At 44.8% G+C, this 17,322-nt stretch carries 13 protein-coding genes and 1 pseudogene; 6 read left to right on the top strand and 8 right to left on the bottom strand.

The genetic code is table 11. The features are described from left to right. Nucleotide 1 precedes the first annotated feature (1 nt). The 6 genes from nuoG to ndhC form a co-directional block, all read right to left on the bottom strand. Nucleotides 2–2,680: an NADH-quinone oxidoreductase subunit NuoG gene (gene nuoG / locus FTU90_RS00065; RefSeq protein ID WP_005169625.1), complete on the bottom strand. Its 2,679-nt coding sequence runs from the start codon at nucleotides 2,678–2,680 to the stop codon at nucleotides 2–4. A gap of 11 nt (nucleotides 2,681–2,691) precedes the next feature. Further along, complete coding sequence (nuoF, locus tag FTU90_RS00060; RefSeq protein WP_005097923.1) at nucleotides 2,692–4,023, bottom strand: NADH-quinone oxidoreductase subunit NuoF; 1,332 nt, start codon at nucleotides 4,021–4,023, stop codon at nucleotides 2,692–2,694. Next, nucleotides 4,020–4,529, bottom strand: a complete 510-nt coding sequence (gene nuoE, locus FTU90_RS00055; RefSeq protein WP_100358017.1) for an NADH-quinone oxidoreductase subunit NuoE — start codon at nucleotides 4,527–4,529, stop codon at nucleotides 4,020–4,022. Before nuoE ends, nuoF begins: the two co-directional genes overlap by 4 nt. A 14-nt stretch (nucleotides 4,530–4,543) precedes the next feature. After that, nucleotides 4,544–6,331 carry an NADH-quinone oxidoreductase subunit C/D gene (nuoC, locus tag FTU90_RS00050; protein WP_005097924.1) on the bottom strand — a complete coding sequence of 596 codons (1,788 nt, stop codon included), beginning with the start codon at nucleotides 6,329–6,331 and terminating at the stop codon, nucleotides 4,544–4,546. Nucleotides 6,332–6,421: 90 nt separating this feature from the next. After that, nucleotides 6,422–7,102, bottom strand: a complete 681-nt coding sequence (locus tag FTU90_RS00045) for an NADH-quinone oxidoreductase subunit B family protein (RefSeq protein WP_005097925.1) — start codon at nucleotides 7,100–7,102, stop codon at nucleotides 6,422–6,424. Nucleotides 7,103–7,108: 6 nt separating this feature from the next. Further along, nucleotides 7,109–7,654 carry an NADH-quinone oxidoreductase subunit A gene (gene ndhC / locus FTU90_RS00040; protein ID WP_005097926.1) on the bottom strand — a complete coding sequence of 182 codons (546 nt, stop codon included), beginning with the start codon at nucleotides 7,652–7,654 and terminating at the stop codon, nucleotides 7,109–7,111. 572 nt (nucleotides 7,655–8,226) lie between these two features. Between ndhC and FTU90_RS00035 the strand changes: the two genes are divergently transcribed. Continuing rightward, the gene (locus FTU90_RS00035) at nucleotides 8,227–8,583 is read left to right on the top strand and encodes a hypothetical protein (protein WP_005097927.1); all 357 of its coding nucleotides are present in this window, start codon (nucleotides 8,227–8,229) and stop codon (nucleotides 8,581–8,583) included. Nucleotides 8,584–8,653: 70 nt separating this feature from the next. On the opposite strand, the gene bfmS is transcribed toward FTU90_RS00035, so the two are convergent. Next, a complete protein-coding gene (bfmS, locus tag FTU90_RS00030) occupies nucleotides 8,654–10,321 on the bottom strand; it encodes a sensor histidine kinase BfmS (RefSeq protein ID WP_005097929.1) in 1,668 nt (555 codons plus the stop codon). A 42-nt stretch (nucleotides 10,322–10,363) separates the two neighbouring features. Further along, nucleotides 10,364–11,080, bottom strand: coding sequence for a response regulator transcription factor BfmR (gene bfmR / locus FTU90_RS00025; protein WP_005097931.1), 717 nt, complete (start codon nucleotides 11,078–11,080; stop codon nucleotides 10,364–10,366). 566 nt (nucleotides 11,081–11,646) lie between these two features. Between bfmR and FTU90_RS00020 the strand changes: the two genes are divergently transcribed. The 5 genes and pseudogenes from FTU90_RS00020 to FTU90_RS00005 all read left to right on the top strand — a co-directional run. Next, entirely contained in the window at nucleotides 11,647–14,484 is a 2,838-nt protein-coding gene (locus FTU90_RS00020) for a ribonucleoside-diphosphate reductase subunit alpha (protein WP_159138671.1), read from the top strand. A 129-nt stretch (nucleotides 14,485–14,613) separates the two neighbouring features. Further along, nucleotides 14,614–14,742, top strand: a complete 129-nt coding sequence (locus FTU90_RS16275) for a hypothetical protein (RefSeq protein ID WP_005169615.1) — start codon at nucleotides 14,614–14,616, stop codon at nucleotides 14,740–14,742. 140 nt (nucleotides 14,743–14,882) lie between these two features. Then, nucleotides 14,883–16,166, top strand: a complete 1,284-nt coding sequence (locus FTU90_RS00015; RefSeq protein ID WP_005169603.1) for a ribonucleotide-diphosphate reductase subunit beta — start codon at nucleotides 14,883–14,885, stop codon at nucleotides 16,164–16,166. A gap of 110 nt (nucleotides 16,167–16,276) precedes the next feature. Continuing rightward, nucleotides 16,277–17,215: a Shedu anti-phage system protein SduA domain-containing protein gene (locus tag FTU90_RS00010; protein WP_180071780.1), complete on the top strand. Its 939-nt coding sequence runs from the start codon at nucleotides 16,277–16,279 to the stop codon at nucleotides 17,213–17,215. Nucleotides 17,216–17,236: 21 nt separating this feature from the next. Then, nucleotides 17,237–17,322: pseudogene (locus FTU90_RS00005) on the top strand (IS5/IS1182 family transposase); the annotation flags it as partial.

The raw sequence follows: 17,322 nt of genomic DNA, 5'->3' as shown, positions 1-17,322 counted from the left end.
ATTACACTCCAACCGCGACTGAAACAGGCTCTGCCAGAGATACCGTCGGTGCAAGACCGATTGGGTAGCCAATATAACCTGTCGGTAAGTATTCAATGACTTGTACAGGCAGAACAATAGAGGTCTCGCCTGCTTTTACTGTCATTGTTTGACCATCTTGAACATTCAAGCGGGCTGCATCCTGTTCACCGACCGCAAATACCGCTTCAGGAATACGTGTTTCCATTGCCGGTGTTTTTACGGTGAATTCACCTGAACCAAAGATATGGTGCATTGGAACTAGGCGGAAGCTTTCAGCATTAACCAAAACAGGTGCCGGTGCAACAAAGGTACGTGCCGGAAGTTTTGCCAAACGGTCGAATAAACGAACGCCTGAATCACCACCTTTCAAATGACCGCCGACATTGTCCTGGAATTTGTTCCAGGCTTGCGGCGAGTTCCAGCCGGCAGACCATGCAAATGGTACCAGTGCTGAAGGTGTTTGAGTTCCGACATAACCTTCCATCGAGAAGGTTAATGCAGAGTCTTTGTCCACTGGCTGTTTTGGCTCATGGACAGACAATGGCGCGCGCATCGAAGTACGACCTGAGTAACGACGTGGTTCACGTGCTACTTTAAGACCATGGACACGGAAGCCCGCATCAGGCGCAACATCCAGAATGCCTTCAAGTGCAGGTACGTTTTTCGCAACTGACTCGATCACATCATCCAGCAACGTCCAAGAAATCGCTTTGCCTTTCACGCCTGTTTCCAAAGCGTGTAACCAGCGCCAAGATTCTTTGATTGCCAATTCAGGATTGTAGTAGCTCGGGTCATACACTTGGTAGAAACGTTGTGCACGGCCTTCTTGCGATACCACCGTACCATCACCTTCAGCAAAGCTTGCAGCAGAAAGCACGATGTCGGCTTTTTTCACTGTTTCAGTTTCAGAGTGATCCAGTACGATCAGGTCTTTGCCTGCCAGTGCAGCATCCACTTGTGCAGCAGGTAGACGACGATACAGATCGTTTTCAACCACGATCACTGCATCATAATCTTGTGCAAAGGCTTGCTCTAAGCTTTGACCACCGAAGATTGCCATACCCATCGAGTTCACTTCAGGAACTGTCAAGGTCAAGCCTGCATTACCCAGATTTTGTGCAACTTGTGCAGCAGCTTCCATGATTGATGCATCTTGTAAGCTGGTACCCGAGATGATCAATGGTTTTTTCGCAGCTTTTAAGGTGTCGGCAATCGTTTGTGCAAATGCTTTCGCATCGTCATCTAAACCGAGAATTGCTTCACCCTTCACGCCCGCAGCAACAGCAAAACCTAAACGCGCGATGTCGTTTGGAGAAGCAACCACTTCGCCTTCCGCTACGTCAGACAAACGGGTTTGTGTCGCAGCCAGGATGTAAATCGGAGATTTCGCATCTTGAGCAATACGTTGTACCGGCTCAGCCAGCCATTCCTGGGTACGACGTTCCGCTGCCATCTCTTTGCCTTTATTTTTCGCAGCTTGGCGAACAGATAAAGCCATACGAGGCGCAGTTTGGGTTAAATCTTCACCTAAGATCAGAACTGCATCATAGCTTTCAATTTCACGCATATTCGGGTTGTAAACACCCTCGGTTTGCATGATTGAAGCTGCAAGTTCAACCAGATTTTGCTCTTTTTGAGATAAACCTGTTGAGAAGTTCTCTTGACCCACCAACTCACGCAGCGCGAAGTTTGATTCAAGTGATGCACGCGGTGAACCAATCCCCAAAACTTTTTTGTCCTGGATATTTGCAATGACCGTATCAAGTGCTGCATCTACTGAAACAGTTTCTACAGTCGCACCTTTACGGAATTGTGGCTGACGCGGACGGTCTTCGCGGTTCACATAACCTGTACCGAAACGGCCTTTATCGCATAGGAAGTATTGGTTAACTTCACCATTGAAACGGTTTTCGACACGGCGAAGTTCACCATAACGCTCACCCGGAGAGATGTTACAACCTGAAGAACAGCCTTGGCATACGCTTGGCGCATATTGCATGTCCCATTTACGGTTATAACGTGCCGAATGAGTTTTATCGGTAAATACACCTGTTGGACAAACTTCAGTCAGGTTACCCGAGAATTCAGATTCTAAAGTGCCTGATTCCGGACGACCGAAATACACACGTGATGCGTTGGCATACACGCCGAAGTCCGTACCACCTGCATAGTCTTTGTAATAACGCACACAACGGTAACAGGCGATACAACGGTTCATTTCGTGAGAAATGAATGAGCCAAGCTCTTGGTTGTAATGGGTACGTTTGGTGAAACGGTAGCGACGACGGTCATGCTGCGTCATTACGGTCATATCTTGTAAATGACAGTGACCACCCTCTTCACAGACCGGACAGTCGTGCGGGTGGTTGGTCATCAAGAATTCAACAATCGAAGCACGGAAATCTTTTGCTTCTTTGTCTTCAATCGAAATGTAGGTATTGTCAGATGCAGGCGTCATACATGACATGACCAAACGACCACGGGTATCTTCCGGATTCGCGTATTGAGTCACGGCACATTGACGGCAAGAACCGACAGAACCTAAGGACGGATGCCAACAAAAGTATGGGATATCAATGCCAAGACTCAAACATGCTTGTAGCAAGTTTTCCGAGCCGTTGACTTCATACGATTTGCCATCGACATGAATTGTAGCCATAGTCGAATTCCTTAAGCTTGTTCTACGGAGCTAACTTGAGCAGCGGCATTCACCACCTTCGCTTCAAATTCGCCACGGAAATGTTTGAGTGCGCCCATGAGCGGTTCCATTGCACCCGGTGCGTGGGCACAGAAAGTTTTACCGATCCAAAGCTTACGCGTTAACTCTTGTAAGTGATCGATATCTTCCTGTTTACCTGTGCCATTTTCCAGCGCTTTTAACGCTTTCACTGCCCAAGGCAAGCCATCACGGCAAGGGGTACAGAAACCACATGATTCGCGTGCAAAGAATTCTTCTAGGTTACGTGTTGCTGAAACCATACATTGGGTTTCATCAACCACCATGAGCAGACATGTTCCCAAACGAGAACCTGCTTTCATGATGCTTTCCGCATCCATCGGAAGATCGATATGCTCGGCCGCCAGGAAGTCCGTTGATGCACCACCCGGTAACCATGCTTTCAGCGTTAAACCATCGCGCATACCACCCGCGTGATCTTCAATCACTTCACGCGCAGTCGTACCAAAAGGCAATTCCCATAGACCTGGGAATTTCACTTTACCTGATGCACCATAGATTTTCGTACCTGGATCTTTCGATTTGCCCGCAGACAAGCCGATATACCATTCAGGGCCACGCAGCATGATGGCGGGTAAGTTGTTGTAGGTCTCTACGTTGTTGACAATCGTAGGACGACCCCAAGCACCTGCAACTTGCGGGAATGGCGGTTTGGTACGCGGGTTGGCACGACGGCCTTCAAGCGAGTTAATCAATGCAGTTTCTTCACCACAGATATAACGACCTGCACCGGTATGCACGTGTAACTCGAAGTTCCAGCCGGTACCCAGGATGTTATCCCCTAAGTAACCTTTGGCACGAACTTGCTCAAGCGCTTCATTTAAGTACTGAGCCGCTTCGATGTACTCGCCACGGATAAAGATATAACCATGGGTTGCTTCAAGCGTATAACCCGCGATCAGCATCCCTTCGATCAGTTGATGTGGAAGATCTTCCATCAACAAACGGTCTTTGAAGGTACCTGGTTCCATCTCATCGGCATTACAAATCAGGTAACGTGGACCTGAATTGTCATTTGGCGCCATTAGTGACCATTTGATGCCTGCCGGGAAGCCTGCACCACCACGACCTTTAACAGTCGCTGCCTTCACCACGTCCAATACATCTTTAGGCGACATCGACAGGGCTTTTTTAAAGCCTGCATAACCTTCGAGCGCTTCGTAATCATCTGCATTACGTACGTTCGCTTGTTTGCTTAAACGCCATGTGAGTGGATGCGTTTCCGGGTTACCGTCGCCATAAATTGGTTTTGGTTCAGTATTCATACATACTTCTCCAACAGCTGTTTCACCGAAGTCACTTCAACCAGACCGTGCGTGTCTTCATCAATCATTAAGGTTGGGCCTTTGTCACAGTTGCCCAGACAGCAAATTGGCAACAAGGTAAAGCGACCATCTGCAGTCGTTTGACCAAACTGAATGCCTAATTCGCGCTGGAATGCTTCTGCCAAAGTTTCCGCACCCATCAAGAAGCACGCAATCGAATCACATAACAAAATTACGTGACGCCCGACCGGCTGACGGTAAATACGGTTATAGAAGGTTGCCACACCTTCCAGATCTGCAACGCTCATGTTCAGCATTTGCGCGATGGCATTCATTTGCGCATCATCTACCCAGCCATTACGGCGTTGTACACACTTTAGCGCGTCCAGACACGCCGCACGTGGGTATGGATAGTGCCCCATGTGATGTTCGATATCGTGAATTTCGTCCGCAGTCAAAATTCCTTCAACGTTCACACGTGGCTTTTTATCAGTCAAAATCATCATAATGCGTTTACCCCTTAGCGATCCACGTCAGCCATTACGACGTCAATGGTCGCTAAATAAATGATTAAGTCAGACATGAGGCTGCCGTTAATCACAGAAGGCATTTGCTGTAAATGCGTGAAGGTTGGTGTACGAATACGGGTACGGTAACTCATGGTTGACTTGTCTGAAGTCAAGTAGTAGTTCGACGCACCTTTCACCACTTCCGCCATCACAGATGCTTCACCTGCCGGCATTACAGGACCCCAAGATACGCTTAAGAAGTGCGTAATCAAGGTTTCAATATCTTGTAATGTCTTGTCTTTTGGTGGTGGAACAGCCAGTGGATGGTCTGCTTTGTACGCACCAGACGGCATGTTGTCTAGACATTGCTTGACGATTTTCAGTGATTCTTCGATTTCACGGAAGTGAACCATGACACGTGCATAAGCATCGCCTTCGTACTCTAAAGGAACCTCGAAATCGTAATTTTCGTAGCCACTGTATGGACGATATTTACGAACGTCAAAATCAATGCCTGTAGCACGTAGACCTGTACCGGTTACTCCCCAAGCCAATGCAGATTTAGCGTCATATTGCGCTACACCTTGGGTACGACCCATGAATACAGAGTTGCGTAATGCAGCTGTGTAGTATTCATTCATACGCTTCGGCATCCAGTCCAGGATTTCGCGAATGAGGTGCTGCCAGTTGTTTGGAAGGTCGTGCGCAGTACCGCCAATACGGAACCAAGCTGGGTGCATACGGTAACCCGTGATCGCTTCAATCGCGTCATAAATCTTTTGACGGTCAGCGAACATATAGAATACTGGGGTCATACCGCCGGCATCCTGAATTGCAGTACCAATAAATAACAAGTGGTTATTGATACGGAACAATTCCGACATCATCACACGGATACATTGCGCACGGTCCGGTACAGTAATGCCCGCCATTTGCTCCACGCCCATCACATAAGGCATGTTTTGTGCACAACCACCCAAGTAGTCGACACGGTCTGTATACGGAATGAATGAATGCCAGGTTTGACGTTCAGCCATCTTTTCCACACCACGGTGGTGATAACCGATATCAGGCACACAGTCTTTCACTTCTTCGCCGTCCAGCTGCAAAATCACACGGAATGCACCGTGCGCAGATGGATGGTTAGGCCCCAAGTTCAGGAACATGAAGTCTTCATCGGCATTACCGCGCTTCATACCCCAATCTTCAGGCACGAAACGCAGATGTTCCTGTTCGTAGTCCTGCTTGGCCTTGTCTTGCAAATACGGGGTATATTCAGTCGCACGTGCAGAATATTCTTTACGTAGCGGATGACCTTCCCAATAGGTTGGCAACAAGATACGACGGAGCATTGGATGCCCTTCGAAATTGATCCCAAACATATCGTAAGCTTCACGTTCGTACCAGTTGGCATTTGGCCAGATGTTGGTTGCCGTCGGAAGATTCAGATCACTTTCAGCTAAGGCAACCTTAATACGAATGTCAGTATTACGCTCGAGCGACAACAAGTGGTAGAACACTGTGAAGTCAGACGCAGGTAAACCGTCGCGGTGCGTACGCAGACGCTCATCTACCGCAGACAAGTCGAACAACATCACGTAAGGACGTGATACTGTACGCAAGAACATTAAAACTTCTTGTACACGTGCGCGCTCAACCCAGACTGTCGGGAAATCCTCGAAAGTCGTTTGCACATAGAAGTTCTCACCAAATTTGGTTTTGAGTTCTTCAATGATGGCAAATGCTGGGCGTGAATCAACTGGTGTTGATTCTGGCATAGCAATGTCAGTTTCAGCCATTGGCTTGGCTTCCTATTTAATACAAATTCAGTCAACCTAAACGACAATTACACCCATAGCGGGTGCAGCAAAAAAGACCAGTCGTTTAAATTATTTAATTTCATCCATAGAGCGCAAGTTCTTCACAGCAACACGCTGATCTTTCTTACGGTCACGTTCCGGCATCATCTTTGGCTTATACACTGGCTTAAGATCATCACCGATCACCGCAGAAAGCGGACGACGCTCGAGTTGAATCTGGTCTTGCAACAGCATTAATGCCTGAATCAAAGCTTCAGGACGTGGTGGGCAGCCGGGAACATAAACATCGACCGGGATGATTTTATCCACACCTTGTACCACTGAATAAATGTCGTACATCCCACCTGAGTTGGCACATGCCCCCATTGAAATGACCCATTTCGGTTCAAGCATCTGTTCATACAAACGTTGAATGACAGGCGCCATTTTCACAAAGCAGGTACCCGCCACAATCATTAAATCCGCCTGACGCGGTGAAGCACGAATCACCTCGGCACCAAAACGTGACAAGTCATGCACACCGGTTAAGGTCGTCGCATACTCTACATAGCAGCATGATGTACCAAAGTTAAACGGCCAAACTGAGTTTTTACGACCCCAGTTGACTGCTGTATGTACCACATCCTCTAAACGAGTCATGAATACATTCTTATTCACTTCTTCTTCAAGTAACGGATCTTCTACAAGGATACGCTCTTGAAGTGGATATTGATCAGCATCCGGATTCGCACGGGTTAATGTATATTTCATCCCGTCTTACTCCTTATCAGATGATTTAGCCGGTGAGCTTTTCACACGACCAGAGGATTGAGCTGGGATTTGACCTGTAGGGTCGATTACCAATTCTTCAATTGAGTTAAAGCGCGTAATTTCTGCTAGATCCATATTTGGCGAACCAATCTTAGCTTTAATTCCTGCGGCTTTACGTTTGTCTGAAGGTGCCCAGTTGAGTGCGCCTGTGGATAATTCGTAAACCAAACCAACAAGTAAAACTAAAATAAAGATAGCTGCAGTTGCAAAACCAATCCAACCTACTTCACGAACAGAAACCGCCCATGCATATAGATAAAGTGCTTCTAAATCAAACACCACGAAGAAAATTGCAACTAAATAGAACTTTGCAGACAAGCGGATACGAGCCCCACCTGCACCAACAACACCTGACTCAAACTGCTCCTGCTTGGCACGGCCCCATGATTTACCCCCGAGGAGTAATGGGACGGTCAGCATAAAGACGCATAAAAATGTAACGCCGATCACGAAGGCAATAATTGCCCATTCGTATGGAGTAATAGCACTCATGCGGGGATAACTCCTGGCAGGCCTATTTGTTAACAAAGAATGTATGTATTGGCCTTCAAATACACCAAACACAAAATTAATCCCGCCAATTGTACCTGATTTTGGATTTCACTTGCTAGTTTATAAGCCTTAGTCTTTGGGATGATTTTTTAGGCATTTCAGCATTTAATTTGCGTTTGATCTCTCAACATCCGATTTAATCGTTTTATTGGATTAAGTTTTAATTTTCTATTAATTTTTCTATAAACAGTATTCCTGAAAAATAAATCCATTTCAGATCATTCTTGCTTGGCCTCTGGCTTAGATATAGCCCCTTTCACGACCAAAGCAAAGAAAAATCAGACAAAAACTTATTCTATCCATAACTTTCAGCGGATAAAGCTTTTGATTTAATTTGATATTTAACATGATTTTCACATTTTAACTTGGATTACAGCACTTTAAGCCCAGCCTCACTCAAGGCAAGCAATTGTATCTTTTTGCAACACACCCAACAGACTGATTCAGAATATGTTATTTGTATTTCTAAGCCACATAATGACATTAATAAAGTAACAATAAGGAGTCCTTGCATGTCTCTACGCTTCTCGCATAAGCCAAATTATTTTTTATTTGCCCAGTTACTGGTGCGACATATCCAAGATTATGTTCAGAAACACCCCAATATGAGTCAGGTCGCTTTTGACTTGCGCGATATCCATGCACTGTTTCAAGAGGATCATGCCTCTTCCAGCATTAATCTGGATGGCATCATGAATATTGCCGATGAATATAAAGTCGAAACTTTATCTGGTGATCAGAGGCTGATCCAGCGCTATAGCATTGATGGAAAAAATACCAAGCTAATGATCGACTTCAATCCTGAAGCCCTGCATGGCCTAAAAGAAGGCAAACCATTGATTGAGCCGGATGCCACCATTCAGGAATAAAATTCTTCCCCAATAAAAAAAACGATGCTCAGGCATCGTTTTTTTATAACTCAAAAGCATTTATATAACATCAAGCTGAATGATCACTGATTTCCTCAGTCTTTTCTGCCAACTTGCGCTTGCTCTTCTTTACATAACGCTGTGCAGGCCAGCTCATGATAAAGCGCGCACCACCCAAGCTCGGACTTTGATCCACGTGAATCTTGCCACCAAACCAGTACGCAATCCGGCTGACAATGGATAAACCCAAACCATAACCACCCGAAGCACGGGTGCGGCTGTCATCCAGCCGGGCAAAGGCTTCAAAGACCCGGGCACGATCCACTTCCGGAATTCCCGGGCCATCATCTTCAACAGAGACATAGGCCTGACCATCCTGATCCAGACCACCACTGATCAGCACCTTATTATCGCAATAACGCACCGCATTGCCGACCAGATTCTGAATTACGCGATGCAGATAACGGCGTTCTGCCTCAACCACCACATCAGGCATTGAATGTAGCTCAATGATTTTCTGGGTTTTTAATGCTTCAGTCTCCAGAGCTACCTGATTCAGCACTTCAAACAGATTGACCTTTTCAAACTCGATCGAAGGCATGCCCTGTTCTAGCTTGGCATAGGTCATGATCTCGTCAATCAGGGTATTCAGCGCCTCAATATCTTTATCAATCTGTTCGACCTGTTGCAGACGATAATCGTAATCATCTTCATCTGCCATCATTTCCACACCAAAACGAATCCGCGCCACTGGTGTACGAAGTTCATGCGACACCGCACGCATCAATTCACGTTGGGCTTCAATCAGGCGCTGAATATGATCAGACATATTGTTAAAGCTAGAGGCCAGCGTTGCCATTTCGTCACTTCCTTCTACAGGAAGACGCAATGACATATTACCGGTTTTCATTTTGTTTAAGGCATAGCTGACTTCACGCAACTTGCGCTGCATTGGCACCAGCAAACCATACACCCCCAGACTCAGCACAAACAGGCTCAATAAGGTAATACCAGTCGCTAACTGGAATGGCATCCAGTTAAACAATGGCACCGGTCCCATCACCAAGACTTGTGAGGTCGAACCTGGAATTGGCGAAATAATTGAAATGGTGGTGCCACGGATTGAGGCACTATCCCGATACAGGATAATACTGTGATCAAGACGCAAGCGCCCGATCTGCTCGGAATCTAAAGGTAAGCTCTGTACGTTTTCAATCGATACCGGATAAGAAAAATGATCCTGAATAGCGGACAGATATTCTTTTTCCTGACCCGGATAATAGACCAGATAATCCAGAATAAAGACCGGAAGCGCCTTCATCTGGCGCTCGGTAATACTGTCGGCCTTTATATACAGGTAATGATTCGGGTCATCGCGCAGCCCCACCACAATATAGGCAATGCCGGTTTTGGCATCCCAGCGCACCACGGCTTTACGATCTGCAATACGGCGACCTTCAGCACGGGTGATATCCACCTTACTGGCTTCTACATAGTGAATTGGCAATTCCAGCAAATCAGAAGCATCGGAAACCCAATCCATCTTTTGCTGAAGATTTGGCTGGCGCGCGACACCCTCACTGATGATATAGGCCATACCATCAGTCAGAGACTCACGATATTCTTGCGCACGCTGATAGTTGATAATCTGTACCAACAGATAGCCGAACACAGCCACCAACACAACAAGGATGACGAGTCCTGCGTATATACGTAAAAATATACTGTGTTTAAACACCTATAGTTTATCCCGCTCGTTCAAGCAACAACGTACATTTGCTTAAATACCATTAGTTTCTTTAACGAATAGATAACCTTTACTACGCACGGTTTTAATACGCTTCGGATTCTCTGGATCGTCACCAATTTTTGGACGGATACGCGAAATACGCACATCGATTGAACGATCCTGACCATCATATTCGATGCCACGTAAACGCTCGAAAATATCTTCGCGAGAAAGAATACGGCCAGCATTTGATGCAAGCAACCACAACAGGTCATATTCCGCACTGGTAAAATCAACCAGATCACCATTTAAAGTGACTGAACGACCACCATTGTCGATGACCAGATCATCAAATTCGATACGCTGTGCCACTTCATCTTCAGGCACCTTGTCCGTACGACGCAGTAATGCACGAATACGTGCCAGCAATACACGTGGTTGTACCGGTTTAGCGACATAGTCATCGGCACCCATTTCCAGACCCAAGACCTGATCCATGTCCTCAGTACGCGCAGTCAACATCAAGATCGGTTGATGATAATGCGGGCGCACTTCACGACAAATGGTCAAACCATCCGCTCCTGGTAACATCACATCCAGCACCACCATATCTGGCTGCTCAGCGATAATCCGGCGAATGGCCCGGTTACCATCTGGCTCCACCCCAACCTCAAGTCCATTACGAATGAGGTATTCCTGCGTTAAACGAGCAAGACGCTCATCATCTTCAACAATTAAAATCTTGGGTAACTTTTCTTCTTGGCTCATGTATTGCCCCTTATTTGGTGGATCTACGCTATAGGCGTATCCTTTTGAAATCCAATAGATACGTTTTTAATATGCTTGCAATATACACACGTTTACATTGTAAACAAGATAGCGTTCACCAAACTGATACATCAAGATAGCATTTTGTAATATTTTATCGTGCATTTTTTGGGCAACTATGCTTGAAACAGTGTTTTAGATCTGATTTGTGATTTACACAACTATTACATGAACAAAATATGACTGCTTGATTCAGCACTTTTTAGTTATCCACAATGTTATCTATAAGCACTTTCCCGGGACTTTGTTATGCTATGCCTTGCCTGATAAGGCTTATACAAAAATCAATAAAAATAGCGATATTTTTACAAGGATTAAAGCAAAACTTAAGAAAAATATTTAGCTAAATGTCAATATTGATCTACCCTAAATTTTCCCGTATCTTGTGTTCAATTAATTTTAAAACCACTAGGTCTTGTGTTTATTCCTCAAACACTGTGCATGAAACTTGCCCAGTTCAAACGGTCCATAAACATAAAAATAGATGACAATGGAGCTATGCTAACATGAGCGTAATCACTTCAACTCCTGGTCAACTTCAGGTGATTAAACGCACCGGTGATGTTGCCGCTTTTGATGCAGAAAAAATTTCTGTCGCAATTGGTAAAGCGTTTTTGGCGGTTGAAGGCCAGCAAAGCGCTGACTCGAGCCGAATCCATGATCGTATCGAGCAACTGACGGAAATGGTACTGAATACCTTTAAACGTCGTTTACCTTCTGGCGGAACGATTCATATCGAAGAAATTCAAGACCAAGTTGAACTTGCGCTAATGCGTACGGGCGAACAGAAAGTTGCACGCTCTTATGTCATTTACCGTGAACAACGTTCTGAAGCACGTAAACAGTTAGGTGCACACCATCATCCGACCCTGCAAATTACCGATGCTGAAGGCCAACTTAAGCCACTTGATTTAAGTGCTTTAACTGCGCATGTTACTAAAGCAGCAGAAGGCCTTGAAGGAATTGATGTACAAGCCATTGTCGATGAGACCGTGAAAAACCTGTACAACGGTGTAAAAGAGTCTGACATCTCCACCACTATGATGATGGCGACCCGTACCCGGATCGAGCAAGAGCCGAACTACACCTATGTGACCGCACGTTTGTTGCGTGATGATCTGGTGGCGACTGGTTTGAAATTCCTGGGTCTGCCTACGGATACGCATGAAGGTGAAGCACTTGAAACTTTCCTGAAAAAAGGGATTGAGCTTGAGCTTATTTCACCAGAACTGCTTAACTTTGATCTGGCGAAACTGGCAGCAGCGATTCAACCAGAACGCTCAAACCAGTTTACCTACCTAGGTCTACAGACTTTATTTGACCGCTACTTCATCCATTCCGATGGCGTACGTTTCGAATTGCCGCAATTGTTCTTTATGCGTGTATCTATGGGCTTGTCGCTCAATGAAGAAAACCGTGAAGAACGTGCCATCGAGTTCTATAACTTGTTGTCTAGCTTCGACTATATGGCATCGACGCCTACCCTGTTTAACTCAGGTACGCTTCGTCCACAATTGTCGAGCTGCTACTTAACCACCATTGATGATGACCTGTATGATATTTATGGCGCAATGCGTGATAACGCCATGCTGTCTAAATGGGCAGGCGGTTTGGGTAACGACTGGACACCAGTGCGTGCTTTAAACTCTTACATCAAAGGCACCAATGGTAAGTCGCAAGGTGTAGTTCCATTCCTTAAAGTCGCGAACGATACGGCTGTTGCGGTCAACCAAGGTGGCAAGCGTAAAGGTGCAGTTTGTGCATATCTTGAAACCTGGCACCTGGACATTGAAGAATTCCTGGAACTTCGTAAAAACACCGGTGATGACCGTCGTCGTACCCACGACATGAACACAGCGAACTGGGTTCCTGACCTGTTCATGCAACGTGTATTCGAAGATGCGGAATGGACATTGTTCACACCTTCTGAAACCCCAGATCTACATGATTTGACCGGTGCAGAATTCGCTGAGCGTTATGCTTACTACGAAGGCATTGCCAAAGAAACAAACATGCTGCACAAGAAAATCCGTGCAAAAGATTTGTGGCGCAAAATGCTGTCGATGTTGTTTGAAACTGGTCACCCGTGGATCACATTCAAAGACGTATGTAACTTACGTTCACCACAGCAACACGTAGGTGTAGTGCACTCTTCTAACTTGTGTACCGAAATTACGTTGAACACCAGCAAAGAAGAAATCGCGGTATGTAACTTAGGTTCGATTAACCTGGTTCAACACGTGCAAGGCGGTGTACTGGATCGCGAAAAACTGGCACGTACAGTAAAAACTGCTGTGCGTATGCTCGACAACGTGATTGACATCAACTACTACGCTGTTCCACAAGCACGTAATTCAAACCTGAAACATCGTCCAGTCGGTATGGGTATCATGGGCTTCCAGGATGCTTTATACGAAATGAACCTGGCGTATGGTTCTGATGCTGCGGTTGAGTTTGCTGATGAATCAATGGAAGTGATTTCGTACTACGCGATTTCAACTTCAAGTGATTTGGCTGTTGAACGTGGTACCTATGAGACATTTAAAGGTTCATTGTGGGATCAGGGTATTTTACCAATCGACTCACTGGATCTGGTTGCGAAAACTCGTCCAGAACGTATGTTCGAAGTGGATCGCACACAACGTCTGGACTGGGACACTTTACGTGCCAAAGTTCAAAAAGACGGTATGCGTAACTCGAACGTGATGGCGATTGCTCCGACTGCAACGATTTCAAACATTTGTGGCGTGTCTCAATCGATTGAGCCTACATTCCAGAACTTGTATGTGAAATCTAACCTGTCTGGTGAGTTCACTGTAATCAACCCGTACCTAGTACGTGCGTTGAAAGAACGTGACCTTTGGGATGCAGTAATGGTCAATGACCTGAAACATTTCGAAGGTTCTGTACAGAAGATTTCCCGTATTCCTGAAGAGCTTAAAGCCATCTTCGCGACTGCGTTTGAAGTAGATACACGTTGGATCGTAGATGCTGCGTCACGTCGTCAAAAATGGATCGATCAGGCTCAGTCTCTGAACCTTTACATCGCTGGTGCAAATGGTAAAAAACTGGACATCACTTACAAGATGGCCTGGTTACGTGGTCTTAAGACGACTTATTACCTACGTGCATTGGGTGCGACTTCTGCTGAGAAATCGACTATTAATACTGGCGCCTTGAATGCGGTTAAAGCAACCACGGTTGCTGCTCCTGTTGTAGCAGCAGCTCCTGTCGTTGAAGCACAAAAACCTGAGGCTTCTGTAGAGGAAGAAGGTTTTGCGCAAGCAGCTCCAGTGCCAATGGCATGTTCAATTGACAATCCTGATTGTGAAGCTTGTCAATAAGCTTCGCTTGACCTCCCCTAACCCCTCCTAAAAGGAGGGGGATCACAGCTCAGTCATCTGACATGTGAAAGTCCCTCTTTTTAAAAGAGGGATTTAGGGAGATTAAAATAACAAACAAAGGAAACCTCAATGCCCCATATGACCCACAACTACATGTTAGGACTTGCGGCATTGCTGATTTCCTTTGCTATTACCTTTTACGCACCACTTGCTTATTTCTGGTTCAAACTACGCCAGCAGCGTAAACAAAATAAGTAGTGGGGATAGTGCTGCTGTATAAATTCACAGCATTCATCGACAAAACTTAATTTTGCTTACACAAATTAAGCGTATAGTAAGACATCTCAGCCAAGCTGAATGTCTCATAAAAGATATGAAGCAACGTAGAGAGAATTGATATGTCTATCCTAAGTTGGGACGATTTCGAAGATGATTCGCAAAAACCGGCTGCTCCTGAACAGCAGCCTGCGCCCGTCGAGCCGCAAAAAGCGACTAATTCACAGATGGTATCTGATGCAGGCAACGCATCGCCGGATGTGGCAACTGCACAACCCCTTAGAGCCACTCAAAACCGAGGATCAAATCCAACCGATTCGCTGGCAAGAGCATCTGCTTCCCTAGAGCAGCTTGATGTTGCCCCAGGTCTGGAAGAGCTTGAAATGGGTGCACAGCGTGTACAGGTTGACGACAAGGCGATGATCAACTGTCGTGCCGACTTGAACCAGCTTGTTCCGTTCAAATACGAATGGGCTTGGCAGAAGTATCTTGATGGATGTGCAAACCACTGGATGCCGCAAGAAGTCAACATGAACCATGACATCGCACTTTGGAAATCTGAAAACGGCCTGACTGAAGATGAACGTACCATTGTCATGCGTTCACTCGGTTTCTTCTCGACTGCCGATTCACTGGTTGCAAACAACCTGGTACTGGCGATTTACCGTCACATTACCAACCCTGAATGCCGTCAGTACATCTTGCGTCAGGCATTTGAAGAAGCGATTCATACACACGCTTACCAGTATTGTATCGAATCGCTCGGTATGGATGAAGGCGAAGTCTTCAACATGTACCGCGAAGTTCCGTCAGTGGCACGTAAAGCAGCGTGGGGTCTGAAATATACCCAGTCTTTAAGTGATCCTACTTTCAAAACCGGTACACCTGAAAATGATCAAATCCTGCTGCGCAACCTGATCGCATTCTACTGTGTACTTGAAGGGATTTTCTTCTACTGCGGTTTCAGCCAGATCCTGTCGATGGGCCGGCGTAACAAGATGAATGGTGTTGCCGAGCAATTCCAGTACATTTTGCGTGATGAATCCATGCACCTGAACTTCGGTATTGATATGATTAACCAGATCAAGATCGAAAACCCGGGTCTATGGACAACCGAGTTCCAGGAAGAAATCATTCAGATGATTCTTGAAGGCACAATGCTGGAAATCGAATATGCACGTGACACGATGCCACGTGGTGTATTGGGTATGAATGCGGGCATGATGGAAGAATATCTGAAGTTTATTGCCAACCGTCGTCTGGCGCAGTTAGGCTTGCCTGAACAGTTCGCTGGTGTGAACAACCCGTTCCAGTGGATGTCAGAGATGATGGACTTGCGTAAAGAGAAGAATTTCTTCGAGACGCGTGTAACAGATTACCAAACTGGTGGTGCGTTAAGCTGGTAAGGTTTTTTTAGATTTATTTCTAAAAAAAGGGAGGGTTTATCCCTCCCTTTTTTATTGTGATTCAAATTAAAAAAATATTTTTATATAAATCAAATAAATGAGATGAATTTATGAAATATGAACCATTTATGAGCTCACTAAAAACCACTGATGAAGAATATGTACATAGCTCAGATTTATTTACCTTATATCAAGCAAATCTTACAAATCAAACAGGTAAACTTTTAAGTATAATTTTTCCCGAAAAAAATTCAGAAGATTTAATGTTTCAAATAAGTCCCCGGATACGACTAAAACTTGCTTACTGTAAAAATGACGTAAAAGGTTTAACTTTAACTACCTATAATAATGGATTGAAAAAAGGTGAAATACTCCTTTCCTCTTTTACTTTAAGCCATATCATTGAATTTCTAGAGATACTAAAAGCACTCAATATTGCTGAACTCAGTCAACGTAAAATTTCTTTAAAATTAGATTCAGACAATAACCCCAAAACATCTATTACCAATCTAATCACTAAAAGTTTGATTTCTACAGATCAAGCAGAATTAATCCAAAATTTCTTAGAAGAAGGTTTAATCTCAGATCGCGATTTAGTAAATACAGGCTATCGTAAATTAGCATTGCAAAAATTTGAAAAACTTTTGAATGATAAAGAGTATATCCAAATTTATAAGAGGGATAATAATTTAGACAAATCGAATTTAGAAAAAGTTTGGCAACATTTTTTTGAAACCAATGAATGGATATTTGGATATGGCTTAGATTATAAATTTCAAGCAATTCTTCAAAGGGAAGTACATCTAAATACGCCTTGTTTAGATCAAACAAATGCAGTATTAGCAGACTTCTTGCTTGGCGATAAAAAATTTACTACTTTTGTTGAAATCAAAAGACCTGATACTCAACTTTTTGCCAAGAGTTTGAATCGCTCAGGGTGCTGGAGACTTTCTTCTGATTTATATGATGCACATTCTCAGATACTAGAACATAAAGCATGTGGGCAAATTAAACTTCAAATGGGATCAGTAGATCTCTTGCGAAAGTAAAAAATTGTTTATACTAGCCCCATGAAATATGAAAATTTAACTCGATTTAATGATGGGGAATTTAAACGACTCGTTGGAGTTCCTCGTCCATTATTCTTAAAAATGGT

The sequence above is a fragment of the Acinetobacter sp. YH12200 genome, assembly GCF_013418175.1.
Lineage (GTDB): Bacteria > Pseudomonadota > Gammaproteobacteria > Pseudomonadales > Moraxellaceae > Acinetobacter > Acinetobacter pseudolwoffii.
This window is presented reverse-complemented; position numbering and strand designations above follow the sequence as displayed.